At 58.0% G+C, this 24,655-nt stretch carries 22 protein-coding genes; 9 read left to right on the forward strand and 13 right to left on the reverse strand.

Annotation, left to right across the window (positions count from 1 at the left end):
• Positions 1–47 precede the first annotated feature (47 nt).
• The 5 genes from glgB to ACN0TA_RS10950 form a co-directional block, all read right to left on the reverse strand.
• Positions 48–2,249 (reverse strand): 1,4-alpha-glucan branching protein GlgB, encoded by a 2,202-nt coding sequence (gene glgB / locus ACN0TA_RS10930; protein WP_417582756.1) that lies wholly within the window; start codon positions 2,247–2,249, stop codon positions 48–50.
• Positions 2,250–2,342: 93 nt separating this feature from the next.
• Complete coding sequence (locus ACN0TA_RS10935; protein ID WP_417582758.1) at positions 2,343–4,811, reverse strand: glycogen/starch/alpha-glucan phosphorylase; 2,469 nt, start codon at positions 4,809–4,811, stop codon at positions 2,343–2,345.
• Positions 4,812–5,399: 588 nt separating this feature from the next.
• Positions 5,400–6,437 carry a sensor histidine kinase gene (locus tag ACN0TA_RS10940; RefSeq protein WP_417582760.1) on the reverse strand — a complete coding sequence of 346 codons (1,038 nt, stop codon included), beginning with the start codon at positions 6,435–6,437 and terminating at the stop codon, positions 5,400–5,402.
• A 60-nt stretch (positions 6,438–6,497) separates the two neighbouring features.
• The gene (locus tag ACN0TA_RS10945) at positions 6,498–6,665 is read right to left on the reverse strand and encodes a DUF1328 domain-containing protein (RefSeq protein ID WP_417582762.1); all 168 of its coding nucleotides are present in this window, start codon (positions 6,663–6,665) and stop codon (positions 6,498–6,500) included.
• 74 nt (positions 6,666–6,739) lie between these two features.
• Positions 6,740–7,537, reverse strand: coding sequence for a response regulator (locus ACN0TA_RS10950; RefSeq protein WP_417582764.1), 798 nt, complete (start codon positions 7,535–7,537; stop codon positions 6,740–6,742).
• Between the two features lie 180 nt (positions 7,538–7,717).
• Between ACN0TA_RS10950 and ACN0TA_RS10955 the strand changes: the two genes are divergently transcribed.
• The 4 genes from ACN0TA_RS10955 (at position 7,718) to ACN0TA_RS10970 (ending at position 9,362) form a co-directional block, all read left to right on the forward strand.
• Positions 7,718–7,909: a NepR family anti-sigma factor gene (locus ACN0TA_RS10955; RefSeq protein WP_417582766.1), complete on the forward strand. Its 192-nt coding sequence runs from the start codon at positions 7,718–7,720 to the stop codon at positions 7,907–7,909.
• Positions 7,910–7,918: 9 nt separating this feature from the next.
• Positions 7,919–8,476 (forward strand): sigma-70 family RNA polymerase sigma factor, encoded by a 558-nt coding sequence (locus ACN0TA_RS10960; protein ID WP_417582768.1) that lies wholly within the window; start codon positions 7,919–7,921, stop codon positions 8,474–8,476.
• Positions 8,477–8,583: 107 nt separating this feature from the next.
• On the forward strand, positions 8,584–8,919 hold the full coding sequence (locus ACN0TA_RS10965) for a DUF883 family protein (RefSeq protein WP_417582769.1): 336 nt from the start codon (positions 8,584–8,586) through the stop codon (positions 8,917–8,919).
• A gap of 11 nt (positions 8,920–8,930) precedes the next feature.
• A complete protein-coding gene (locus ACN0TA_RS10970; protein ID WP_417582771.1) occupies positions 8,931–9,362 on the forward strand; it encodes a phage holin family protein in 432 nt (143 codons plus the stop codon).
• Positions 9,363–9,865: 503 nt separating this feature from the next.
• Here the strand turns inward: ACN0TA_RS10970 and ACN0TA_RS10975 are convergent.
• The 8 genes from ACN0TA_RS10975 to ACN0TA_RS11010 form a co-directional block, all read right to left on the reverse strand.
• Complete coding sequence (locus tag ACN0TA_RS10975) at positions 9,866–10,939, reverse strand: PRC-barrel domain-containing protein (protein ID WP_417582773.1); 1,074 nt, start codon at positions 10,937–10,939, stop codon at positions 9,866–9,868.
• A gap of 536 nt (positions 10,940–11,475) precedes the next feature.
• Positions 11,476–12,654 (reverse strand): NAD(P)/FAD-dependent oxidoreductase, encoded by a 1,179-nt coding sequence (locus ACN0TA_RS10980; protein WP_417582775.1) that lies wholly within the window; start codon positions 12,652–12,654, stop codon positions 11,476–11,478.
• A 72-nt stretch (positions 12,655–12,726) separates the two neighbouring features.
• Positions 12,727–13,401: a L,D-transpeptidase gene (locus tag ACN0TA_RS10985; RefSeq protein WP_417582778.1), complete on the reverse strand. Its 675-nt coding sequence runs from the start codon at positions 13,399–13,401 to the stop codon at positions 12,727–12,729.
• Positions 13,402–13,691: 290 nt separating this feature from the next.
• Positions 13,692–15,500, reverse strand: coding sequence for an ABC-F family ATP-binding cassette domain-containing protein (locus ACN0TA_RS10990; RefSeq protein WP_417582780.1), 1,809 nt, complete (start codon positions 15,498–15,500; stop codon positions 13,692–13,694).
• 78 nt (positions 15,501–15,578) lie between these two features.
• On the reverse strand, positions 15,579–16,304 hold the full coding sequence (locus ACN0TA_RS10995) for an endonuclease/exonuclease/phosphatase family protein (protein WP_417582782.1): 726 nt from the start codon (positions 16,302–16,304) through the stop codon (positions 15,579–15,581).
• A 57-nt stretch (positions 16,305–16,361) separates the two neighbouring features.
• On the reverse strand, positions 16,362–16,964 hold the full coding sequence (locus ACN0TA_RS11000) for a 5'-methylthioadenosine/S-adenosylhomocysteine nucleosidase (RefSeq protein WP_417582784.1): 603 nt from the start codon (positions 16,962–16,964) through the stop codon (positions 16,362–16,364).
• A 45-nt stretch (positions 16,965–17,009) separates the two neighbouring features.
• Complete coding sequence (locus ACN0TA_RS11005) at positions 17,010–17,945, reverse strand: Kelch repeat-containing protein (RefSeq protein WP_417582786.1); 936 nt, start codon at positions 17,943–17,945, stop codon at positions 17,010–17,012.
• A gap of 17 nt (positions 17,946–17,962) precedes the next feature.
• The gene (locus ACN0TA_RS11010) at positions 17,963–18,604 is read right to left on the reverse strand and encodes an IclR family transcriptional regulator domain-containing protein (protein WP_417582788.1); all 642 of its coding nucleotides are present in this window, start codon (positions 18,602–18,604) and stop codon (positions 17,963–17,965) included.
• A 525-nt stretch (positions 18,605–19,129) separates the two neighbouring features.
• On the opposite strand from ACN0TA_RS11010, the gene ACN0TA_RS11015 reads away from it, so the two are divergent.
• The 5 genes from ACN0TA_RS11015 (at position 19,130) to ACN0TA_RS11035 (ending at position 24,652) form a co-directional block, all read left to right on the forward strand.
• Positions 19,130–19,663 carry a c-type cytochrome gene (locus ACN0TA_RS11015; RefSeq protein WP_417582790.1) on the forward strand — a complete coding sequence of 178 codons (534 nt, stop codon included), beginning with the start codon at positions 19,130–19,132 and terminating at the stop codon, positions 19,661–19,663.
• An 88-nt stretch (positions 19,664–19,751) separates the two neighbouring features.
• Positions 19,752–21,521, forward strand: a complete 1,770-nt coding sequence (locus tag ACN0TA_RS11020) for a pyrroloquinoline quinone-dependent dehydrogenase (protein ID WP_417582792.1) — start codon at positions 19,752–19,754, stop codon at positions 21,519–21,521.
• Positions 21,522–21,719: 198 nt separating this feature from the next.
• Positions 21,720–22,583 carry a substrate-binding periplasmic protein gene (locus tag ACN0TA_RS11025; protein ID WP_417582794.1) on the forward strand — a complete coding sequence of 288 codons (864 nt, stop codon included), beginning with the start codon at positions 21,720–21,722 and terminating at the stop codon, positions 22,581–22,583.
• A gap of 50 nt (positions 22,584–22,633) precedes the next feature.
• The gene (locus ACN0TA_RS11030) at positions 22,634–23,242 is read left to right on the forward strand and encodes a hypothetical protein (protein WP_417582796.1); all 609 of its coding nucleotides are present in this window, start codon (positions 22,634–22,636) and stop codon (positions 23,240–23,242) included.
• A gap of 3 nt (positions 23,243–23,245) precedes the next feature.
• Positions 23,246–24,652: a hypothetical protein gene (locus ACN0TA_RS11035; protein WP_417582798.1), complete on the forward strand. Its 1,407-nt coding sequence runs from the start codon at positions 23,246–23,248 to the stop codon at positions 24,650–24,652.
• Positions 24,653–24,655 lie beyond the last annotated feature (3 nt).

The raw sequence follows: 24,655 nt of genomic DNA on the forward strand, positions 1-24,655 counted from the left end.
GACGGAAAAGCCAATGTCCCGGTTGGATGCGCAGTCATCAAAAGCACCTATCCCGGTTCAAATTGCAGGATGAGGGTCGAGAGCGGAGGCAAAACAACCTCCGCAGTTGCCGGATAACCGAATTCATTGCCTTTGGTTGCAGTGACCACACCTTGATTGCCGGTATTGGACCCGGCATACCAACCTGCATCAGTGTTGATGCGCTCTATCCATCGCCCGGCGGCGGGCATTGGCAGACGATACTGCTCGCGCGGCACCGGGGTCAGATTGGTTATGACCACAACGGGCGCGGCGTCAGGAGCCTTTCGCACCCAGGCCAGAACCGAATTGGCATGATCATTGGCGATGATCCATTCAAACCCTTCAGGCTCGCAATCGCGCTCGTGCAGAGCGGGCAATTCGCGATAGACAGTGTTGAGGTCGGACACCAGCCGCCTGATCCCCTCATGAGCTTGCGCGTCGAGCAGCCACCAGTCGAGCGCCTGCGCCTCATTCCACTCTTCGCGCTGCGCAAATTCCTGCCCCATGAACAGAAGTTTCTTGCCCGGATAGCCCCACATGAACGCGTAATAGGCTCGCAGGTTTGCAAATTTCTGCCAGTCGTCGCCAGGCATCTTGTTGAGCAGCGATCCCTTGCCATGAACGACCTCGTCATGGCTGAGCGGCAGGGTGAAGTTCTCCGAGAACGCGTAGAGCAAACCGAAACTAAGATCGCTATGATGGAAGCGGCGGTGGATCGGTTCGCGCTGCATATAGCGCAGCGTATCGTTCATAAAGCCCATGTTCCACTTGAACCCGAACCCCAGTCCATCTGCGTAAGTCGGTGCCGTAACGCCCGGCCAGCTTGTGGATTCTTCGGCGACAGTAAACGTGCCAGGATGATTTCCGTACGTTTCGGCGTTCACACGCTTGAGGAAGGCAATGGCCTCAATATTTTCATTACCGCCATGCTGGTTGGGCACCCACTGGCCGGGCTGGCGCGAATAATCGAGATAAAGCATCGAGGCAACCGCATCCACGCGCAGGCCGTCGATGTGGAACTTCTCGAGCCAATACAGGGCGTTATTTGTCAGAAAGCTCGAAACTTCCTTGCGCCCAAAATTGTAGATCGCTGTATTCCAGTCAGGGTGGTAGCCCTGCCGCGGGTCGGCGTGCTCATAGAGCGCCGTGCCATCGAACTTGGCCAAACCATGCTCATCGGTTGGAAAATGCGCCGGCACCCAATCAAGAATGACCCCCAACCCGGCAGCATGGGCCGCGTCGACGAAGCGGGCGAAACCTTGAGGATCCCCGAACCGTGCAGTCGGCGCATAAAGCCCAGTCGGCTGATAGCCCCAGCTCGGATCATAGGGATGCTCGGTAATGGGCAGCAATTCGATATGGGTAAACCCCATATCGGCGGCATAGGGGATAAGTTGTTCAGCGAGTTGATCGTACGACAGAAACCCGCCATCCGGGCGTTTGCGCCAGGAGCCAAGATGGACCTCGTAGACGCTCATCGGCTCGTGGCGATAGTCGCGCGCCTTGCGCGTTTCCATATAGCCTGCATCTGTCCAGGCGAAAGGCGCGGGATCGGCGACCACCGAGGCGGTCTTGGGACGCAGCTCGGACTGCTGCGCGTAGGGGTCGGCCTTGAGCGGCAGCAATTTGCCCTCTTTGCCGATAATTTCATATTTGTACTGAGCACCCGGTCTTACGCCAGGCAGGAAGATCTCCCAGATACCGATCTGGTTCCGGCGCCGCATGGCGTGACGGCGGCCATCCCAATCGTTGAACGAGCCCACCACCGAAACCCGCTTCGCATTGGGCGCCCAGACAGCAAAATGGGTACCTTCGACGCCCTCAAATGTCATGAAATGAGCGCCCATTTTATCGAAAAGGCGCAGATGGGAACCTTCGCCGATAAAGTAGTCATCCATCGGGCCGAGCACCGGTCCAAAAGAGTAAGGATCGACCACGTCCCATTCGCCACCGTCATTGCCGGCGTGATAGACTACAGGCTGGAAGGCATCGATTTTGACCGCGCCTTCGAAAAACCCGGCATCATCTCTTTTCTCCAGTTTACCCAGAACCTTGCCATCAAGCGTACGCGCTTCGGCCCATTGAGCGTGCGGCACGAACGCGCGAGCTGTCCATTTTCCATCATGGGCGTGCAACCCCAAAATCGCGAACGGATCGTCGTGCTGGCCGCCGACGACGCGTGCGATCTGCTTGGGATCAGCTTGCCATTCTGACTGCTTTTTTGCCAAGTGCTCTACTCCCCCTCTGATGATTGTACATCAGCGTCTTGTTATTGAACCCGCCGGGGACCCCCAAGTTCCGGCGTCCCGCAGTCATATCTTTCAGATGTGTGGCGCTCCCCAGATATCATCGGCATATTCGCGGATCGTCCGATCCGAAGAGAACCAGGCCATACGGGCAGTGTTGCGGATCGCCATGGCGTTCCAGACCTTGCGGTCCGCCCAGTGGGCATCCACCTTGCGCTGACCTGCGCAATAGGCATCGAAATCGCGCGCCACCATGAACCAGTCGTGATCGTAAAGACCGTCCATCAGGCCGCGATAGCGCGCGCGGTCGTCCGGGGAGAACACGCCAGAGCCGATCGCTTCGATAACCTCGCGCAACGCATGGCTCGCTTCGATAATTTCGCGCGGGGACCGGTTTTGCGCCCGCATATCGTCGACCTGTTCAGCGCTCATGCCGAAAATTACGATGTTTTCGGGGCCTAGACGCTCGCGCATCTCCACATTGGCGCCATCCATAGTGCCAATGGTCAAGGCGCCATTGAGCGCAAATTTCATGTTGCCTGTGCCCGAGGCTTCCATGCCTGCTGTCGAAATCTGTTCGGAAAGATCGGCAGCGGGAATGATGGTCTCGGCCAGCGACACGTTGTAATTTGGCAGGAACACCACTTTCAACAGCCCACGTACTGCCGGGTCGTTGTTGATGACCTTGGCCACATCATTGATCAGCTTGATGATCAGTTTTGCATTCCAATAGCTCGGCGCTGCCTTGCCGGCGAACACTTTGACCCGTGGCACCCAGCGCTTTTCAGGGTGGGCGCGGATCATGTTGTATTGAGCAACAGCTTCCATGATGTTGAGCAGCTGGCGCTTGTATTCGTGGATACGCTTGATCTGGATGTCGAACAGCGCATCGGGCGACACCGAAATGCCGGTGCGCTCCTTGATGAGCGCTGCAAGCCGGTCTTTGTTTCCGCGTTTGACGGCTGCGAACTGATCCTGGAACGACTTGTCCTCGGCGTGTGCGTCGAGCTTGATGAGCTGCTCAATGTCGTCGCAAAAATCGGGACCGATCCGCTCGGATATAAGCCGCGTCAGTGACGGATTGCACTGCATCAGCCAGCGACGGGGGGTTACGCCATTGGTCTTGTTGTTGATGCGGTCGGGATAGAGGTTGTGCAAGTCCGCAAAGACAGTCTTCTTCATCAACTCGGTGTGCAGCGCCGATACGCCATTGATCGAATGCGATCCGACGAAGGCCAACTGGCCCATGCGCAGGCGGCGGCTGCCATTTTCGTCGATCAGGGAAATCGCTGCGATGCGCGAGTCTTCAAGACCCTTCTCGCGCGCCTCTTCCAGCACCATGGCGTTGATGGCATAGGCGATCTGCATCTGGCGCGGCAGCAACCGCTCAAGCAGGGCGACAGGCCATGTTTCAAGCGCTTCGGGCAATAACGTATGATTGGTGTAGGAGAATGTACGCTGGGTGAGCTTCCACGCTTCGTTCCAGGCGAGACCCTGGACGTCCATGAGGATCCGCATCATCTCGGCAATCGAGATCGCCGGGTGCGTATCGTTGAGCTGGATGGCAACCTTGTCCGGCAGCGATCCCAGATCGCCATATTGCTGCAAGTGACGCCTTACAATGTCTTGCAGCGACGCTGAAGAAAAGAAGAACTCTTGCCGCAACCGCAATTCCTGACCAGCGGGGGTAGAATCGGCGGGATAGAGCACGCGGGTGATCGAAACGGCGCGGGCGCTTTCCTCAAGCGCTCCGATGTGGTCGCCGGCATTGAACCTGTCGAGCAGGATGGGATCTATCGGCTGGGCGCTCCACAGGCGCAGTGTATTCACACGCGCACCGCGCCAGCCGACGACGGGGGTATCGAAGGCCACCGCACACACATGTTCGGCAGGGTGCCAGACCTGGCGCACACTTCCATCGGGCTGGGTAACGGGTTCTACCGAGCCGCCAAAACCGACTTCATAGGCGCTCTCTCGGCGCTCGAATTCCCACGGATTGCCGTGAGCCAACCAGTCTTCGGGCAGTTCGACCTGCCAGCCATCACTCATTTCCTGCCGGAAAAGTCCATGGACGTAACGGATGCCATAGCCATAGGCAGGCACCTTGATCGTCGACATCGATTCCAGAAAACAGGCGGCCAAGCGCCCCAAGCCGCCATTGCCCAGCGCAGCGTCGGGTTCACGCTCGATCAACTCGTCAAGATCGACATTGAAAGACGCCAGCGCTTCGCGCACCGGCTCCATCATGCCCAGATTGGATACGGCATCGCGCATCAGGCGCCCGATGAGAAACTCGAGACTGAGGTAATAAACGCGCTTTTGGGACGTCCGCCACGTGTCGCGTGTGGATTCCATCCACTGATCAATGATCCTGTCACGGATGGTCAGAATTGTCGCTGTCAGCCAGTCCGACCGGCGCGCAACAATTGGATCCTTGCCAACGGCATATGTCAGCTTTTCCAGGATTTCATTGCGAAGCGTTTCAGCGTCGCTAGCCCGGGGCTGAGGCGTGGGAGCATCGTAAACGATCGGCTTTTGCGGCATGTCGCAACCCATGGTTCATGTCTGTTCCTCCCCTCAGAGACCAAGAGTGTTGCACGAGTTCTGCCCGCTTTCCAGCACCTTTAGCACAGGCTCCACTTTCGCGTTTCTGGACAGAGGGATGTTGGCCGAAGGATGAGGGTGCGCGAAAGCGGTCGCGCCATTCCGGATGGAGCTCTCAGGCCGAGCGGGCGCCGATAGCGCAATGAAGATTTTCCGTGATGGTCAAGCCTGGCACTCAAACGCGTGGGGCTCGGTATGGCCGACTGGTGTCATGCGGTGATTCTCACCCAAACATGATTGAAGAAAAAAAGTTGGCGGTACGGAACCGGCAGCAGCCGTCGGCGTTTTATCAACAGCCGATGGAGGCGCCCCTACCTCCATCGTGCCAAGCCCTGACCCTAAAGAGGATTGCTGCCCGGCGATCCTCTTTTTTTATGCCAAGCAGGAACCATTTCCGGCTGATTGCATTTAGGGAGGACGCGAAGGCGTTTCCCCCAAACGCAGTCGCGCAAAAGAGAGACCGGGTGCCCCAAAAGGCGTCCCGGTCTTTCCTCGTTTTAGGCATGATTTCCAGTCCGAGCGAATTACTCAGGTGATGTGATTGCCGTCTATGCGCAATGCATAATCAACGCGGCTGCCCGCGACGGCCAACTCTCCCATGCCGTCGACGGCAAGCGGAACAACACTTTCAAGGAACTTGCGCGTCAGCGGTTCGATATCCTGCGCAGTTGATCCTGCCCTCAGGCGTTCAGTCCATTTTACCACCAGATTACGACCGCCATCCGAGCGCGACTCGACACTGAAGGCAACCTCAATTGCACCATCGCCCGGAGATAGCTGACCATTGCGGACGGCATTGGAGGCAAGCTCGTGGATGGCCAGCCCGACATAAAGCGCAGCGTTTGGGGATACCACGAGATCGTCGCCCCTCAGTTCTACGGGCAGCGCATTGTCACGATGGAACAGAGCAATCTGGCGCGATATCAAATCGCTGAGCAGCGCACCTTGCCAGTCCCGGTCGGTAACCAGATCCTGCGCCCGGGCAATTGCTTGCAGGCGCCCGGAAAAGGCTGTGACAAAGGCCGGCACGCTGGTCGCGCTGCGCGCCGTCTGGGACGCGAGCGAAAGAACTATGGCCAGCAGATTGCGGGAACGGTGGCTGACTTCGCGCAGAAGGTTCTTGAGCTGGACCTCGCGGCGCTTCTGGGCACTGATGTCGATGATGGTCGAATAAACGCCCATCGCGGATCCCGCCGGTTCAAGATCAGGATCGATCCAAATGTCGAACCACCTCACCTCGCCGGAGATATTGACGGGCAATTCGAACCGCTGGGGTTCACGCGTCTCAATGACATGGAGCTTGGTGACCCGTAGTCGTTCAGCCGCGAGGCGAGGAAAAAAGTTGGCGTCAGTATGCCCCAGGACATCATTGATCTCGACACCACTCGGGAGGTTCTCCGCCCACTCATAGATCAAGTCCCGGTTCTGGTAGCTCAATGACACCGGCGTCCGACTAAGGGCTCGCATCGCAAAGGCGAAGCGGCGAGAGCTGTCACGATCGCCCCCACCCGACTTTCCGTTGTCCTGCCCCTTCATAGTCGGCGCGTATTTGTCGGAATGTTCCACAAGCCCCACTTGGGCCCCGTTTGCGGGAGGCCCGGTTTTCGTCCCCAGATGGAGAGGCCCTTAACGCGCACGCCGAGCTAACCCCAGAATGAGACCAATAACCATTGCGACGAGAAATACAAAGAAGAGAATCTGTGCAATCGAAGACGCCGCTCCGGCGATCCCTCCAAAACCGAGAACGCCTGCTATTACCGCGATGATGAGAAATGCAAGTGCCCAGCCGAGCATGGAACGAACTCCCTAAATACTGAACTGCGGAGAGAACGAACCGGGGCGCCGGGTGGTTCCGGCGCCTCGCCGATTTATGCTGCCTGTTCCATCTGTTCGGAAAAGAACAGAACCTGGCTGACCAATGCCTTGACCATGTCGGGCTGGAACGGCTTGGTAACCAGGAAGGCGGGTTCAGGGCGTTCACCCGTCAACAGACGCTCCGGGAAAGCGGTGATGAAGATGACCGGCACACTGGCAGAACGCAGCATGTCGTTGACAGCATCAATACCCGAGCTGCCATCGGCAAGCTGAATATCGGCAAGCACAAGGCCGGGACGACGCTGATTAAACAGCTCCATGGCTTCCTTGTGGGTCCGCGCCACACCGGTCACCGTATGACCGAGTGCCTCAACCATCTGTTCGATGTCCATGGCAATCAATGGTTCATCTTCGATGATCAGCACGCTGGTCGCCACCTGACGCGCCATCTCGGTTGAAGCCGTGTCGATGAGATCTGCGAACTCAACGTCGCTGACGCCAAGAATTTCGGCACCTTCTTCATTTGAAAAACGCTCGACGGCCACCAGCAAAAAGGCCTGACGGGGCAATGGCGCTATGGCACGCAGGCTGCGACGTGCCTGCTCTTCCCACGCATGGGCAGCCGGAGGAAGTTCGGCGAGATTGATATCGACCGATTTCCAGAGCTGAGAAAAAACTTTGTAAAGCGCGACTTTGGAGTCGAGATCCGTCGGAAAGATCGACCTGTCGGCAACGAGCGCCTCAAGTGTAGCCGAGACATAAGCGTCGCCGCTGGACTGACTACCGGTCAACGACCGCGCAAAACGTCTAAGATAGGGTATGTGCGGCGCAATCAACTCAGCAAGATTCATAAATATAACTCCCTCGCATAGTCACGTCGCCCGACGCGCAGGCGATGACAATGCACCGGTAACGACACTTTTGAGAAATAGTTCCCCGGCCATTGGAACTTTTTTTGACTCGTCGCGTTTCCGAGGCCAATAAACAAGACGCAATGTGGGGTAATCGTGACGCAACTCAGCAGCAGAAATATGGCCAAGGACGAGCAGGACAGCAAAGAGCCCCAGGGCGAGACCAAGCCCAATTTGGGCGCGGATTCTCAAGCTTTTATCGGCCTTAAGCTCCGAGAATTCTACGACGATGTCGTCGCAGAGCCGGTACCTGATCGTCTTTTGGAGCTGCTAGGCAAGCTCGGAGACGACGACAAACCCAAGTCCGAGTAGGTGGTGCCCATGTCAGACACATACGATTTTCGCGCCGAACTTCTTGCTGTCATCCCAAACCTTCGCGCCTTTGCGATGTCGCTGGTCGGCGCCGCTGACAAGGCAGACGATCTGGTGCAGGAAACTCTGGTCCGCGCTTGGGACAAACGCTCATCGTTCACACCCGGCACCAACCTGAAGGGCTGGCTTTTCACGATTTTGCGCAACGAGTTTTATAGCCAGATGCGCAAGCGCAAACGCGAGGTTTCAGACCCTGAAGGGGCAATGGCTGAACGTTTGTCGAGCCACCCCGAACAGGTCGGTCGCCTCGACATGGAAGATTTCAAAAAGGCGGTCAACCAGCTACCCGAGGATCAACGCGAAGCGCTTATCCTGGTCGGCGCATCGGGCTTTTCCTACGAAGAGGCCGCCGACATCTGCGATTGCGCAGTCGGAACGATCAAGAGCAGGGTCAGCCGCGCACGCACGCAGCTTGCAACGATTCTCAAGCTCGAAGGGGACGGCGAGTTCGGTCCCGATGCGGTTGCCGTCGGCGTGATGAACCTCACTTCGTCAAGCGCAGCCTGAAAACAGCACAAACGCCCATATTTCAGGGGTTTCGGGCATTTCGCCCGGAACCTCTTTTTTGTTTCGACGTTTAAGCTGCGGGTATAACTCCAACATGGGAGGCCATCATGGCCCGAGCCGCAACGACTGCCCGTACAACAGCAAAATCAGACGGTGACGATCCCGCAAAGGATCTGGACGCCGAGATTGCAGCGCTGCGCGAAGACGTCGCCGCGATTACAGCCACGCTTGGCGATGTCGTGAAACATCGCACCACCGAAGCCAAAACCGAAGCCCGCCGACTCCGCAAGAATGTCGAACGCAAAGGCGAAGAAACGCTGGAGCAGGTCCAGGACAGTTTCGAGGCCGCGGAAGGCGAACTGAAAACGATGATCCGCGACAAGCCGATCTCATCAGTGCTTATCGCGGCCGGAATTGGCTACGTACTTTCCAAAATACTTTAAGGAGCGGCGCTATGGCGCTGACAGCTCCTTTTTCCGCGGTAACCAGCCGCGCAACGTCGGCCGTCCGCTCCGCCGGAATGTCCGCCGCCTTTTATGTAGTGATCGGGCTTTTGGGCCTGGTCGGTGCAGGGTTTCTTATCGCCGCGCTCTTTATCTGGCTGGCCCAGGAAACAAGCCCGCTGGGCGCAGCACTTCTTATGGGGGCCGGGTTTCTGGCAATTTCCGGCATTTCTCTTGCTATTGCGATCGCACGCAACAATCGCAAGAAGGAAGAACGCCGCCGCAACGCAGCCAGCTCGGCAACGATGGCGTCGACGATGTCATTGGCATCCGCGGGGATACGTCTCGCATCGCGTGCAAAAAAGGGCCCGCTGTTCTGGTCAGCCGTCGCAGCACTTGCTGCAGGCTGGTATTTCGGCACCTCAGGGGGCGACGACGATTGATTGAAATTCCCAGAGACTTTGAAAAAGGGCCGGTCCTTGCGACCGGCCCTTTTTTGTACCGCACGCTCCACCCGCCGGGACGCCATGCCCAAGACGGGCGCCAACAAAGCAAGCCGTACGATAGCTCGGCGGTTGTCCCAGGTCGCAAAGATTGATGAGAGTCAGAGACATGACGGGCGACTGAAATTCCAGTCGGAGAGAGCTTGAGGGCTCAAATGGCTTTGCGAGCCGGGCAGTGCGAGCGGCTGGAAAGCATAGTCTTTTCAAAGCGTAGGCACCAGCTCTCATGCCTTACTGGCGTTGGACATGAGCAGGGCTCAAGCAAGAGCTCATCTCATTTGTTGGGAGATCTGCACTTCGGTGGGCGGACTAGCTTGAGCTGCATGGACGTTAGCGCGGTGTTCGTGCGCCCATGGAGCTCTCCCCCGCGGTCGAATGGCAATTACCCACAGCAAAAGGGCCGGCTTTTCAGCCGGCCCTTAGAGATCGAACGTTAGAGACGATTACTGAACGATCAGCGAATTGTCTTCAGGAGCCGTGAGATAAGCATCCTCTTCATACTCCGGAGCAGCTTCCAGTTCCTCTGCAGTCAGCGGAGTGCGCAGGATCAGGCCACCATTTTCGTCGCGAACGAAGGTCAGGTTATCGAAGGCGACGGCAACAGGCTTGGTGCCGATACCGAGGAATCCGCCAAAGTCGATGATGACAGCATCAACGGCGCCATCTTCTGACAGAAGGATATCACCGATATCGCCAATTTCTTCATCACCCGCACCATAAACGGCGGTACCTGTCAGCTCTTCAGCTGAAATATCGGCAGTGGCAACAGCCTCAAGGCTGTCGAAGTCCATGGCGTTTGCATCTGATGCCATGGCATCATTGGCCGGAGCTTCATCGGCAGCCATAGAGTCTTCTTCAACGGCCATTGCGTCAGCAGCCGGCGCATCTTCTGTCACCACTGCATCTTCTTCGACGGCCATGGAGTCATCAGCAGGCGCCATTGCATCACCAGCCGGTGCCGCAGGGGCCATAGCGTCGCCAGCAGGAGCAGGAGCCATGGCATCGCCAGCGCCCATTGCGTCCATCTCAGCAGCGGCAGCCGATTCACTTGCCAACCATTCCTGACGATCGAACTCAGCTGCATTTTCGAGCTGTTCGCGGGTCATGGAAGCGACAAGGCGGTTGTTACCGTCCATATCCTGAGAGAGCTCAAGGTCCGACCAATTGATGGCAACGCTTTTCTGGCCAATACCAAGGAAACCGCCAACACCAACGACGACTGCGCCGATCTCACCGTTCTGATCGAGAACGAAGTCGTTTACATCGCCGATCTCTTCAGCATCGTCGCCTGTCGAATTGTAGATTGTCTCTCCGATGATTTCTGTCGCGAGCCAGCCATCGGCGTTAATGCCGGTTTCGGACGCATTGACGAGGGGCTCCTGCGGGGTTTCCGCCGGGGCTTCCATTGTGGGTTCTGCAGGGGCCATGGCGGGCTCAGCCGGAGCCGTTTCCTGAGCAAAGGCGCCGCCGGTAACAACCAGGGCCAGAGCGGTCGAGGCAAGTAGCTTGCGATACATTAGTTTTCTCCTGAAATCGCTTGTTTCAAGTTCTCAGGCTGGGGCCGCGAGGCTCAAACTTTTGCCTCGGTCGGCGATCCAACCGTCATGGCAAAAGAACGCCCCCTACCTCTCTTGGTTCCGCAACGGAACGAGAATCTCCAACAAATCGGGTGCTTGGAACCCAAGCGATTGGTAGGCCGTTTCCTAAGACTCACCTCAAACAGAGACAGGCGAAAATGTGTCGCGAATGCCCTTGTGTGGGCATGTTTGGGCCATCGGCCCGGCACATTCACCAAGGATAACCCGGTAGATCATCAACCCCTCCCGGATTTGTGATTTATGAGTTTACCAGGCTTTGCACGTAACCCAGCACACTCCACCACGTCGGCGCCAATAAGGGGCTGTAATCGACGCGGTTTCGTCATTGGGTGGTTGGCTATTATGTTGATTGCCGTTGCAGGCTACGTTTTTGCTTCGAGCCAGCTCTCACCATCGAGCGCACATTTGCAGCTCGCCAATATTGCCGGAACTGTCCACACGGTGCTTAGCCCAGGCTAGGCTGCAAGGCCGGCGGCCCGACCTGACGCCCAGGCCCATTGGAAATTGTACCCGCCAAGCCAGCCGGTAACATCGACGGCTTCGCCGATAAAATACAGACCAGGCACCGACTTGACCTGCATATCGGTGGAACTTAGCGCCGCCGTGTCAATGCCTCCAAGCGTTACCTCGGCAGTGCGATACCCTTCCGAACCGACGGGTTTCACCTGCCAGGCTGAAAGGCCAGCAATTATCGCGTCCATCGCCTTGCGCCCAAGATCGGCGAGATTGCCGGAAACGCCCGCTTCTCCCATGACGATTTCCGCCACACGGCGTGGCACAAGCTCAGCCACAGCGTTCAATGCCGACTGCTTGCCGTTCCGGGCACGCGCTTGCGCGAGCCATCCAGTGACATCAGTTTCCGGCGCCAAGTCGATGGCAACGGCGTCACCTTCACGCCAATAGGATGAAATTTGCAGGATCGAGGGGCCGCTCAACCCGCGATGGGTGAACAACAAGCCCTCGCGGAACACAGTCTTGCCGTGACTGACCCGCGCATCAACGGACACGCCGGCCAGTGGACGAAGACGCTCGAGCATGCCCGCTTCAAAGGTCAGCGGCACCAGGCCCGGGCGCGGGTCGACCACCGGCACGTCAAACTGGGCGGCTACCTGATAGGCAAATCCGGTTGCCCCCATCTTAGGAATGGATTTGCCGCCGGTGGCGATCACCAGCGATGTGCAGGTCACAGGTCCATCCGAAAGACGGACTGTGTACCCATCGCCCGTACGCTCAATGGCGTCTACGCTGGTCTCAAGCTTCAGATTCACCCCTCCCGACTGCATTTCATCAATCAGCATGTCGATAATCTGCTGGGCCGAGCCATCGCAAAACAACTGACCTAGCGTTTTTTCGTGATGCGCGATGCCGTAACGATCGACCAGAGCGATGAAATCGGCCGGGCGATAGCGTTTTAACGCCGAAATGGCAAATTTGGGGTTTTGTGAAAGGAAGGATTTTGGCGTCGTGTGGATGTTGGTGAAATTGCACCGCCCCCCGCCTGAAATCCGGATCTTTTTGCCCGGCGCATCCGCATGATCGACGATAAGCACTGATCGTCCGCGCTGACCAGCCTTGGCCGCGCACATCATGCCGGCGGCCCCGGCTCCTATCACAACGACATCGAAAGCGGCCATGACACCCTGCTGAAAAAAACGACCCGCCCGGTCGGTACCGGACGGGCGAGACTGGCGCAAACGCTCAAACCATCAGGCGACGATTAATGTGTTGCCTGTCGATACGCGCGAATAGAGATCCATGATGTCCTGGTTCATCAAGCGAACGCAGCCAGAGGACACGTTGGTTCCGATAGTCCAAGGCTCAGGCGTGCCGTGAATACGATAAAGGGTATCGCGGCCATTCTGGAAGATATAGAGGGCGCGCGCGCCGAGCGGGTTTTCGAGACCGCCAGGCTGGCCATTACGCCATTCCTCGAGTTCAGGCTGGCGCTCGATCATCGCGGCAGGTGGTGTCCAGGTCGGCCACGAGCGTTTGAACTGGATGGTGCCGCGGCCCGACCAGCCAAACCCCTCACGGCCAAGTCCTACGCCATAGCGCATCGCCTGACCATCTTCCTGAACCAGATAGAGATAATAGCTTGTGGTATCCACATAGATCGTACCGGGACGCTCGCCAGTGGGATCGGGAACGACCCGACGATAAAATGCGGGATCGACAAAGCGCAGATCAACTGCAGGAACGTAGAATTCGCCATCCTGCACTGCGCCATACATGTTCACATAGAACGGATCGAGTTGCGGGAGCGCTGGTTCCTGCGGAGCGGGCGTGCCCATGCTCGAACAGCCGGCCAGCGCAAGCGCCGAAATGCTGGCAGCTCCAGCTAGGAAACGGCGGCGGGGGAGTTTCGTGGTCAATGAGGTCATCTTGTCTGCTTTTTGTTATGCGGATGGCATGCACGGCGCGATAAGAAATATGGCAGAGGCGACATTGTTCCGCCTCGCTTGACGCAGCAAAGCCCTGTGTTGCCTTTCGGCACCACGGCCCGGTTGCATCCGGATGGTCCCCCGCGGATCACCGCACATCCTGAAAAGCGGCCCAATCGGCCCGGAAGCCGGCAATTTCCATGCGCGGTTATCTCAAACACGATCTAACCCGATATTGGTTTACAATCGGGAAAGGATAAATGTGATCGCAGATTTGTGAGAACCCCCGATCAGCCCTCGATCTCCTCACGCATCATTTCGAGCTCCAGCCAGCGATCTTCCATTTCAGCCAGTTTGACCTGCGCTGCGGCCAGATCGGCTGTGGCTTTCTCGAACTTACCGGGATCCTGATTGTAAAGGTTAGGATCGTCGAGCGTCTTTTGCAGGGCCGTCATCTTTGTACGTACGCCATCCATTTCCTTGGGCAAGGTTTCAAGCGCATGCTTGTCCTTGAACGTCAGCTTGCGTTTCTGCTGTGGCGGAGGCGCAGTGGGAGCGGACTTGGACTTTGGCTGAGTTTCGGCCTTTTCAAACTTGCGGGCAGACACCCCTGCCCCGCGCTGAACAACCATATCGGCATATCCGCCGGCATATTCGTTCCAGGTGCCATCGCCTTCGGCGACAATGACCGATGTCGCGACCTTGTCGAGAAAGTCCCGATCATGGCTGACCACAATGACCGTTCCCTGATAATCGGCAATCATCTCTTCGAGCAGGTCGAGTGTTTCGAGATCAAGATCGTTGGTGGGTTCGTCCAGCACCAGGACGTTGGACGGTAATGCCAGCGCCCGCGCGAGCGTGACCCGATTACGCTCCCCGCCCGACAGCTTACCCACAACTGTGCGCGCCTGCTCGGGTGTGAACAGAAATTCTTTCATGTACCCAATGACGTGCTTTGGCTCGCCATTGATCACTATGGTATCGCTGCCCCCGCCTGTCAGGACGTCCTTGAGCGTGGCGTCCGGATCCAATGATGCGCGCCGTTGATCGAGAACTGCGAGTTCGAGCCGCGTACCGAGACGCACGGTTCCGCTGTCCGGTTCGAGATCACCGGTCAACATACGGATCAGCGTGGTCTTGCCCGCTCCGTTTGGCCCAACGATGCCCACCCGTGCATTGCGCATGACGCGGGTGGAAAAATCCTGCACGACGACCCGTTCTCCAAACGCTTTGCGGATGTTTTCGGCTTCCACGACCATAGCGCCGGAACTGCGGCCCTCGGCCACCGTCATTTTTACAGTGCCCTGCGGGCCGCGATAGTCCTTGACCTGCTGACGCAGTCCGCCAAGCAGATCCATACGTCGCACATTGCGCTTGCGGCGAGCGGTAACGCCATAGCGCACCCAATGCTCTTCGGCAGCGATTTTGCGCGCCAGCTTGTGCTGTTCTTTTTCTTCCTGCTCGAGGAAATCGTCTCGCCAGGCTTCGAATGCCCCAAACCCCTGATCGATACGGCGTGTCTGGCCGCGATCGATCCACACTGTGGAGCGGGTCAAGTCGGATAGGAAACGGCGATCGTGGCTGATGAGGACGAGCGCGGATCGTAGAGATTTCAATTCGTCTTCCAGCCACTCGATGACCGGCAGATCGAGATGGTTTGTCGGTTCGTCCAGAAGCAAGATATCGGGTTCGGGTGCCAAAACGCGGGCCAGAGCCGCGCGACGCGCTTCTCCGCCTGAAAGGGACGAAGGGTTTTCGGTTCCCGTAAGACCGAGCTGCTCAAGCAGGTATTGCGCACGATAATTGTCATCGGCGCCTTCCAGTCCGTCCTCGACATAGGCAAGGGTTGTCTCGAACCCAGTAAGGTCAGGCTCCTGGGGAAGATATCGCACTGTTGCGCCAGGTTGAAAGAACCGTTTGCCGCCATCCGGTTCGATCGTCCCTGCAGCGATTTTCAGCAAAGTCGACTTGCCCGAGCCGTTGCGGCCGACGAGCGCGATCTTGTCTCCGGGAGACACCGATAGCTCGGCGCCCTCGAGCAAGGGCGTCGACCCCATGACGAGACCTATAGATTGCAGGGAGAGGAGTGGCGCGGCCATAAAAAACTCTGGTCATTTCGGGGAAATCTGTCGTGGGCGACAGATGGCCAATATCGGCGGCCAATGCAAGGGTCGCAGTCAGGCAGACTGCGCGATATCGCGTGTCTCGGCGTTGATTTTTATGCGCGCCCAGACAGGAAGGTGATCGGATCCCTTGCGTGACAGTTCGGACATATGCACGCCCGAGGCTGCGACATCGATATCCAGTGTGGTGATGATGCGATCGAAATAAAGCACCGGGCGCGACGAATGAAAACTTGGCCCCGGCGCAATGACCTGGTGGTTTTCAGCGAAATGAGCCAGACACCCGCCCTCAGTCGTCCATTGGTTGAGATCGCCCATGATGACCGTCGGCAGGCTTTCATCGAGAATATCGAGCTGGTTGAGCACCGATTGCGCCTGTCGGCGCCGCCAAAGATCGACAAGACCCAAATGCAGCCCGATAACACGCAAGCGCTCGTTGCCAACTTGAAAATCACCAAGCACGGCGCCCCGAGGCTCGAGAGCCGGCAGCGTTAGGGTCTTGGTATCGTGTACCTCAATGCCCTGGCGATAAAGAATCGTGTTGCCGTGCCAACCAAGGCTCTGTTCGCGCACACCGAAGCTTATGGCTCGATACTCGCTACGCTCGGACACCATCTCGGGCGACAGCGAGGCCGCACGACTCCCAAACCGCCTGTCGACTTCCTGCAGCGCGATTATATCTGCGCCGATTTCGGTAATAATATCAAGAATACGGGCTGGGTCGCGCCGCCAGTCAGTGCCCACACTTTTGCGGATATTATAGGAAGCGACAGTAATCATGGGGCCATCATTGCCGAGCGGATACGGCAGATCAATGAAGCCGGCCGCACTTGGTTGCTAAAAAATACTGTTCGCATGCTTCTCAATAATATCAACGGCACCTGCAAGCTTTTCATCGATGACCGCAAGGTCGCGCGTCCAATCGTTTATCCCGTTCAACGGTCCCACACCATCGGAAATGCCCCGAACGACAACGAGCGGCACCTCAAACGACTGGCAGGCGCGCATGATGGCAAAAGATTCCATATCAACCATATCGGCGTCGATAGCCGCGTAGGCCGAGCCCGATACCACATTGGCACCTGTCGATAACCGCGCCTGTACCAGACCCGGAATCTGAGGTTTGAGTGGCAGAAGGGCCGGCAGGTCCAGGAAAGGCGTTTCCCCGGGCGCAAAACCGAGCGCTGTTGCGTCCATATCGCGATAAGCGACCGAACTTGCCTGATACACTCCGGTATGATCGAGCGTTGACGATCCTGCGGAGCCGAGCGAGACAACGAGATCGGGCAATCGATTGGCAGCTTTGCGTTCTGACAAGGCGCGCGTTAGTGCAATCGCGGCTTCAACCGGACCGACCCCGCACATCAAAGGCGTAATCCGGGATTTCAGATGCGATCCATATTCAGGATCGGCAGCCATGACATAAAGAATTGAGACCATATATCTGCCTATGGCCCAGCCCAAATGCCCGCAAGAGAAATCACTCTAGGGCGTATCGGGGACGAAGACCTCGACAACCGACGAGCGGTCTCCACCAGCGGTCGGCGCCCCCATAAGCGTGAGGATCTGCCCATCGTGAACCACAGCGCCAAACCCATGTCGTGGCGTGGGCAATGGCGCCAGCGGAACCCAGGTGTCGGAGCTGGGGTCATAGGCCTCGGCGGCGTCAAAGGTGACCTCCCGCGTTTCGCCACCGAACACGAATGCCTTTCCATCGACCTCTGTGACTGCGACGCCGCTGCGGGCGGTGGGCATCGGCGCACGCTCACCCCAGGTATCGATCGTGGGATCGTAGATTTCCACTGTGTCGAGATTAAAGGCCGGATCACCGTCTATGCGCCCTCCCATGGCCACAAGTTTATCATCGATGACAACAACACCCAGATGATCGCGCTGTGTGGGCATGGGCGTAGCGGCGTCCCAAGCATCAGTCCGAGGATCATAGATCATGTGCACATCGGCATTGACTGCGCCCGACAAAGACCCGCCAACCAAATGGATTTTGCCATCGATGATGCCAGCGCCGCCAGCAGCGAGTCGGCTGGGCATAGGCGAAGCCTGGCGCCAATCAAGCGTTGCGCCATCGAGCACCCAGACCGCATCGCTTGCCTCCCACCCATTTACATAGCCACCGAACACAAAAACGTCTCCGTCCAGCGCTGCGGCCATCGGGTGATGGATCGGATACGGAAAGTCTGGCCCAACGGTCCAGGTCCGAGCTTCAAGATCGTAAATGAGCACCGCTGTGGCGCCAACAAAATCGCCGATGAGATAGGCACGCGATCCGTCCTGCGCCACCGCCATTTCCGATCGCGGCTGCGGCCCTTCAACACCGGTCTGCCAATGGCCCCGTTCGTGGGCACTAGAGGCAAACTGAACAGAGAAAACCAATACAAGAGCCAGACCAAATTGACGCAACATCGGTTAGTTCCTCCTCTCTAGCCGCCCAACTTTTCGGCAATGCGCCCGGCAACATCGCGCATTCGTGGCGCGAGGTCCTCAACACCCTCCCCTTCGCTGATCACACGGCGCAAAACCATGAGGCCCAGTGAGCCGTACAGTTCTTTTTCACCACGCACCGGAACGCTGATGCCCCAGATATCAGTGCCAAATGTGTGGGCAAGATAATTTGCATCGGCAACAGCATAGCCCTTCTGGCGCACGCCGGCGATCAATTCACTCACTTTCGCCGGCTCGGCTGCCATTACATTCCAGCCAGTCGGTTCGCGGCGAAGCACGTCCAGCAGGTCTTCACGCTTGTCGTCATCCATGAACGCCAGATAAGCACGCCCCAACGACGTCGTGAGCATGGGCGGCCGATGATGAGGCTGCCGCGTAACCATCATGCCGCGCCAGTCGCGTGTTGTGTCGGCGATGATCATGGCGTCGCGGTCGAAAATGCCAAAACTCGCCGGCCACTTGAGAACATCTTGACTGTCCCGCAGTACGGGACCGACCAGCCGCCCCATATCGTAAACGGCAGAGTAGCCGGCAGAGAGCGATATTGTTTTGCCGGCGGCCCGCCAATGGGCGCCTTCCGAGCGCACCACATAGCCATCCTGCTCCAGCGTTTCGAGCATGCGAACGATCGTTGCCTTGTCCAGCCCTTACTTCGCGTGAAGGCTGCCCACTGTCGCCTGGGTCTCCTCGTTAACGTATCGCAATATCGCCAGGCCGCGACTGAGCGCTTCCACTTTCTTGTACGAAACCATGCTTCCCCTCGCCTCGCTCCCACCGCAGATCAGTACAGCCGGTATAATGCATGTAACTAGACTTTCGTCTAACCCAACCTCATTCCCGCCAAGATTCGTATGATTACGGACGCATCAAAAACGATTTCGCACCATTTTTTGTGCAATTGACGCCCAAACAGGACGTTCGTTTCGCAGTCACCCCAAAATCCGGAATAACTTTGCGCAGCATTACTGACATATCAGCTTGACTTGGACCCGAACTAAGGCGCAATTTTGTGAAATGGCGTTTCACAATGCGACGCCTCGTCACCCCGGCCATAGGCCGCAACAGGTGATGTCAGCCGATTGAACCGGGAACAGGTGATCGGTGGAGGGAGAGGACATTCGGTTCTGAAAATGAAGGATTTGAGTATGTGGACATCCATCGATGTGGGCCGCGCTGGCCGGACGGCCATCGTTGCCGCCGGATTGGTCGCAGCGGTCGCAACGTCGGCTTTCGCGTTCGACAACATGACGGCCGAGCAACGCGAAGCGCTTGAGGCCAACGCGGCGGCAGCAGAACCAGGGCAAGCCTCCGGGAGTGGTGATGCCGGAGGGCGCACCATTTTTGATGGCGTCTACACCGAGGAGCAGGCTGATCGCGGCATGGAGTTCTTCGGAACTGACTGCGCGACTTGCCACTCCAATACTGCACGCGGCTCTTCCGCAGCCCCAGGACTGATCGGGTACACGCTTGACAGCAAGTATGCAGACCAGCCGCTCTACAACTATTTCGACTACATGCGCGCCAATATGCCCCCGGGCAATGCCGGCTGGTTCACCGACGAGGAATATGCCGACATCACTGCCTATCTGCTCGAACTGCATGGCGCACCCGCCGGCGATACCGAGCTAGCGGGTACCGAAGAAGCGCTGTCCTCCATAACAATCGTGCCCACGCCATAGGCAAGCGCGCGCGACAGCACACCAATTTGGAATGCCGAAACCGGCATATCCGTTTGGTTGAAAACAAGACTTCAAAAAGGGAAAGGGAGTGAGGCAATTGTCTTCCAAACTACTGAAAATGGTCCTTGTAGGGACCACGGCGCTCGGGCTGACCGCAGTACCGACGTTCGCCCAGACCGCAATCAACGATCTGGCGCCAGTGACAGATGACATGCTGGCGAGCCCGGCTGACGGTGACTGGCTGGCCTATGGCCGTGCCGTTGACAATTACCGGTTCAGCCCACTCGACCAGATCAACGACGACAATGTGAGCCAGCTTCAAATGGTCTGGTCTCGCGGCCTTGAAACCGGCCCGATGCAGACATCGCCGATCGTTTATGATGGCATCATGTTCATCGCCAACCCCGGCGACACAATCCAGGCACTGGACGCGGTGACAGGCGATCTGATCTGGCAATATCGCCGCCGCCTGCCCGATACGAACACGCTGCACTCGCTCGGCGACCGCAAGCGCGGAATCTCGATCTATGGCGATCACCTCTACTTCATGAGCTGGGATAATTATCTTGTCGCCCTGGACATGAAGACCGGCCAACTGGCCTGGGAAGTTGACCGCGGCCAAGGCACCGATTTGGTGTCAAACACCTCCGGCCCGGTCGTGGCCAACGGCGTTATCGTCGCGGGTTCGACATGCCAGTACTCAGCCTTCGGCTGCTTCATCTCCGGCCATGACGCTGAAACCGGCGAAGAGCTTTGGCGCAACACGTTCATTCCCGAGCCCGGCGAAGAAGGCGATGAAACCTGGGGCAACGACTATGAATCGCGCTGGATGACCGGCGTTTGGGGTCAGATCACCTATGATCCCGAACTCGACCTGGTCTTTTACGGTTCAAGCGCCGTTGGTCCGGCTTCGGAAACTCAGCGCGGCACCCCCGGTGGCACGCTTTACGGCACGAACACCCGCTTTGCGGTCAATCCGCAGACCGGTGAAATTGCATGGCGTCACCAGACCCTGCCCCGCGACAACTGGGACCAGGAATGCACTTTTGAAATGATCGTCGCCGATACCGACGTCAATCCCAGTGACTCCATGGATGGCCTGCAGGCAATCGGCGCCAACGCATCGGGCGAAGGCCGCCGCGTTCTGACCGGGGTGCCGTGCAAGACCGGAACGATGTGGCAGTTCGATGCCGAAACCGGTGAGTTTCTCTGGGCACGTGACACCAATTACCAGAACATGATCGAAAGCATCGACGAGACCGGACTGGTGACCGTCAATGAAGATGTGGTTCTGACCGAAATCGGCGTACCGGTTGAACATTGCCCCGCCTATCTCGGTGGTCGCGATTGGCCGCCCTCGGCCTTCAACCCGAACACGGGCATCTACTACATCCCGCTCAACAACACGTGTCAGATCTCCACGCCACGTGACAACGAGCCGACGGCACTCGATGTCTACAACACAGATTCCGAGTACGTTCTGCCGCCCGAGGAGACCAGTGTTGGCCGTATCGACGCCATCAACATCTCGACCGGCGAAACCCTCTGGAGCTGGGAACAGCCCGCCGCTCAGTATTCGCCAGTCATGACCACTGCGGGTAATCTGCTCTTTACTGGCGGTGGCGACCGTTACCTCAAGGCGTTTGACGCCGAGACCGGTGATATGCTGTGGCGTTCGCGCCTTGCTTCGGACGCTTCGGGCCACGCAATAACCTATGAAGTCGATGGACGTCAGTACGTTGCGATCCCCGCAGGTCCAGCAGGCTTCTCTTCGGCCCTGATGGGGATGATCGATGACAATGTCGATCAGGGTGGCAGCAGTTCTGCCGTCTATGTCTTCGCATTGCCCGAAGAATAAGGTCCGGCCACAAATCAGGGGTTCAGCGGCTTGCCGCTGGACCCTTTCTTGCCTCCAATGGGCAATTCACCAGAATGACCTGCGCTGATTTGGATGTGATTTTATCTGCGTTTCAGAACGATCAGAGTGGTATTCAACACTGTACGAAACGCCCTAAATGCCGATCATCCGGCGCCCGCGGACCTTCAGGGAGGATGGATGCCGCTTTCAAGCAAAATTGCAGTCCGCATCGCAATGCTCGGGACGACTCTGACGCTGTTCATTGGCTCGGCGCTGGGCCAGTCCTTCGACATCGTGCCCCGCGACCTCTACACCGAACGCATGCGTCAGGAAGGCAGCAAGCTGGTGTTCTGCATCAACCCCGAGGGGGTTCTCGCCCAATTCGAACGCGATCTCGCCCATAACATCGGACAGAGCCTGCTGGCTGAAGTCGAATTCTACGAAGTTGGCGCAGGCGACTGGCCAACACGGCCGCTGCCGCTCGATTATCGTATAGTGCTCACCGAACAGCAGATGTTCATCATGCTGGCGCAGGAGTGCGACGGCTTCATGGGGTTCCTGTTGTCTGCGAGCAATCCGAGCTGGATGACCATCAGCCAGCCCTATATCAGCGCCCGCACGGTGCTTGTGACCAGGTCCGATACCGCAAGCCTCGCCGAAGTGCCCTATGGTGAAAAGATCGGCGTGCGCATGATGGCTTCAGGCGACAACCGGCTAATCCAGTATCTTGCCGCTCAGCCCGATGATGCCAACTGGCGGCGCACGCCCTATCCGGACAATGCATTGATGCTCGAACGCCTCACCGACGGCACCATTGGAGCGGGCATGATCTGGGAATACGGGCTATTCGGCGCGACCGAAGGCGAACCGGCGGCCGCTGGCTTGAGCTATTCCTACGAGCTGCCGTTTCCCGTCGACCCCATCGAAATCGGCATCGCCACCCGCTCCGAAGACAGCTATCTCAATAATGTACTGTCCGAAGCGATAGCAGCGCTCAGAGCCGATGGCACCATCGACATGCTGCTTGCCGAGAACGGGCTGACAGCCGCAAGCGGCAATTAGACGATGATGGTCGCAGCGTTTGGAAGAAATCTGGACCTGGAGGCTCGCCGATGTTCGACCTGAGCTTCGTACAGATTCTGACCCGCGCCATAGCAGCCGCGCTTGTGTTGGCGCTAATGGGATTTTCTCTTGCCGGTTTCGCCAGGCTTCTTGGCGACAAGGGCGCTGTCCATGACGGCAAGCTGACGATCAATCCCCTCGTTCACGTCGACGCATTTGGCCTGTTGGCAGCAATCGCCGGACGGGTCGGATGGGTACGCCCGATCGCCATTTCTCCAAACGCCGGACGATTGGGCAAGGCAACGCCGGTCGTGGTTGCAGTGCTGACCATGGCCGCGATCCTTGTGTTTGGGCGTCTTATATTGCTGGCCCTGCCCTGGGTCGCAGCCTCATGGCCAACCAGCAGCGCTGCATTTGTCGATGCAACGATCAGGATGACAGCCGATGTTGCTGCCTGGACTGTGGCCATCAACATCATTCCAGTGCCACCGCTGCTGGGGGGGTATTTGCTGCTCACCATAGCCCCAGACATCCATGGATGGCTTGTGAAACGCCACCTCTACATATCGATTGGTCTGGCGGTTCTGATCGTGCTTACCTATCGGAGTTTTCCAGCGACACCATTTGGCGATTTGGCCCGCTTTCTTGGAGCGCGGTAATCCATGGACAATGTTGCGCTCTCAGACCCTATCCTTTCGCCACTTTACAAGGTTATCGCCCGGCGTCGGACCCGCACGCTGGCGCGCATTGCTCTGGCCTGCGCACTGACCGCACTGATTGCGCTTTTTGCCGTACTCGTCTTGAATCGATTTGCACGCCTTGCCCTTGATGCGATCACAATCGTAAGCGCAGTTGCATTGGCCACAATGCTAAGCGGAGCGATCATTGCATGGCTGCGCCGCCGATCCCCGGTGCAGGAAGCGTTCTTCATCGATCACGCCACCGGGTTCGGCGACGCCTATGGTACTGCTGTCGATCTTGTGCAGGGGTCAGTGTCGCATGACAACCCCGTCCCCCGTGAACTTCTCAATTCGGTGCGACGCCGCATCCACACCGTCGCGCCCAAGCGTCTGCTGAACATTGTAACGCCAGGTTTTGCAGTTGCATTTTGTGTTGCCACGCTCTTGGCTATTGCAATCGCATGGCTATTGCAGATGCCACCGCAACCGGTTGAAAATCTGCCTGACCCCGGGCAAGCAAGTCAGCCAGCAGCCCCTGAGACGATCACGACACTCTCGCAAATGCTGGCCGAAGACGCCGAGGCCCGCGATGATGTGCTGCTCGGCGCAATTGCCAGGACGCTTGCCGAAAGCGCTCAGACCGCCGGCGCAGATGGCATAACGGACGCGCTGGCTCGCGAAATCAACGATCTACTCGACCAGGCCGCGGCAACCTATGGCGACAACCCTCCCGATTGGCTCGGGGATGCTGATGGAACGCGGCTCGATACTGTCGAAGCCGGTCTCCAGGATATGCACGAGGACGTCACGGAAATACCATCGAGCGCGCCGCTGGCGCCAGTCCAGGGTCGCGGAGATGCAATCCAGGCAACGCCAGAGGCGCCAGGCATCTACGATACCAGGCCCGAGCTTGCAGAGCAGTATGGGGAACGGACAGATGATGAGCGCCTGGGCAACGCTGAGATTGTGTCCAACGGCGAACCACCGACTGATCTCGGCGGCAGTTCATCAGGCGAGGGCCCGCAATTGATGGAGCCGCAACAGCTTCAGTCCATCGGTAGCATACCCGTTGGTGCAGCCCTCGAATCCGGCCGCGGACTGTCCAATGCGGCTGGCCTGGGCGAACAGGACATGCAGGCAGACGACAGCTTCACCCAGCTCGGCGCCACCCCAGGCGAAGACATGATCGTCAGCGCAGAACCCAATGCCGGTGGCAGCCGCATCCGCATCGAGATTGCGCCACAGGCGGGTAATGTTACCGATGCCGGAGCTGCCAACGCAATCGGAGGCCAGATCGAGGCAGGCTCATCCGAGCCCGTAGCGCGCGACTTCATTCCGTTTTCGGCACGCGATATCACCGCGCGCTATTTCGAGCGGCAGCCGCAATGAACG

The sequence above is a fragment of the Pelagibacterium sp. genome (genome assembly GCF_048264985.1).
Lineage (GTDB): Bacteria > Pseudomonadota > Alphaproteobacteria > Rhizobiales > Devosiaceae > Pelagibacterium.

Bases quoted from the DNA above. Each gene is read 5' to 3' on its own strand.
- ACN0TA_RS10935 (WP_417582758.1), bottom strand. From the start codon at position 4,811: ATGCCGCAAAAGCCGATCGTTTACGATGCTCCCACGCCTCAGCCCCGG.
- ACN0TA_RS10945 (WP_417582762.1), bottom strand. From the start codon at position 6,665: ATGCTCGGCTGGGCACTTGCATTTCTCATCATCGCGGTAATAGCAGGC.
- ACN0TA_RS10950 (WP_417582764.1), bottom strand. From the start codon at position 7,537: ATGAATCTTGCTGAGTTGATTGCGCCGCACATACCCTATCTTAGACGT.
- ACN0TA_RS10955 (WP_417582766.1), top strand. From the start codon at position 7,718: ATGGCCAAGGACGAGCAGGACAGCAAAGAGCCCCAGGGCGAGACCAAG.
- ACN0TA_RS10960 (WP_417582768.1), top strand. From the start codon at position 7,919: ATGTCAGACACATACGATTTTCGCGCCGAACTTCTTGCTGTCATCCCA.
- ACN0TA_RS10965 (WP_417582769.1), top strand. From the start codon at position 8,584: ATGGCCCGAGCCGCAACGACTGCCCGTACAACAGCAAAATCAGACGGT.
- ACN0TA_RS10970 (WP_417582771.1), top strand. From the start codon at position 8,931: ATGGCGCTGACAGCTCCTTTTTCCGCGGTAACCAGCCGCGCAACGTCG.
- ACN0TA_RS10975 (WP_417582773.1), bottom strand. From the start codon at position 10,939: ATGTATCGCAAGCTACTTGCCTCGACCGCTCTGGCCCTGGTTGTTACC.
- ACN0TA_RS10980 (WP_417582775.1), bottom strand. From the start codon at position 12,654: ATGGCCGCTTTCGATGTCGTTGTGATAGGAGCCGGGGCCGCCGGCATG.
- ACN0TA_RS10985 (WP_417582778.1), bottom strand. From the start codon at position 13,401: ATGACCTCATTGACCACGAAACTCCCCCGCCGCCGTTTCCTAGCTGGA.
- ACN0TA_RS10990 (WP_417582780.1), bottom strand. From the start codon at position 15,500: ATGGCCGCGCCACTCCTCTCCCTGCAATCTATAGGTCTCGTCATGGGG.
- ACN0TA_RS10995 (WP_417582782.1), bottom strand. From the start codon at position 16,304: ATGATTACTGTCGCTTCCTATAATATCCGCAAAAGTGTGGGCACTGAC.
- ACN0TA_RS11000 (WP_417582784.1), bottom strand. From the start codon at position 16,964: ATGGTCTCAATTCTTTATGTCATGGCTGCCGATCCTGAATATGGATCG.
- ACN0TA_RS11005 (WP_417582786.1), bottom strand. From the start codon at position 17,945: ATGTTGCGTCAATTTGGTCTGGCTCTTGTATTGGTTTTCTCTGTTCAG.
- ACN0TA_RS11010 (WP_417582788.1), bottom strand. From the start codon at position 18,604: ATGCTCGAAACGCTGGAGCAGGATGGCTATGTGGTGCGCTCGGAAGGC.
- ACN0TA_RS11015 (WP_417582790.1), top strand. From the start codon at position 19,130: ATGTGGACATCCATCGATGTGGGCCGCGCTGGCCGGACGGCCATCGTT.
- ACN0TA_RS11025 (WP_417582794.1), top strand. From the start codon at position 21,720: ATGCCGCTTTCAAGCAAAATTGCAGTCCGCATCGCAATGCTCGGGACG.
- ACN0TA_RS11030 (WP_417582796.1), top strand. From the start codon at position 22,634: ATGTTCGACCTGAGCTTCGTACAGATTCTGACCCGCGCCATAGCAGCC.
- ACN0TA_RS11035 (WP_417582798.1), top strand. From the start codon at position 23,246: ATGGACAATGTTGCGCTCTCAGACCCTATCCTTTCGCCACTTTACAAG.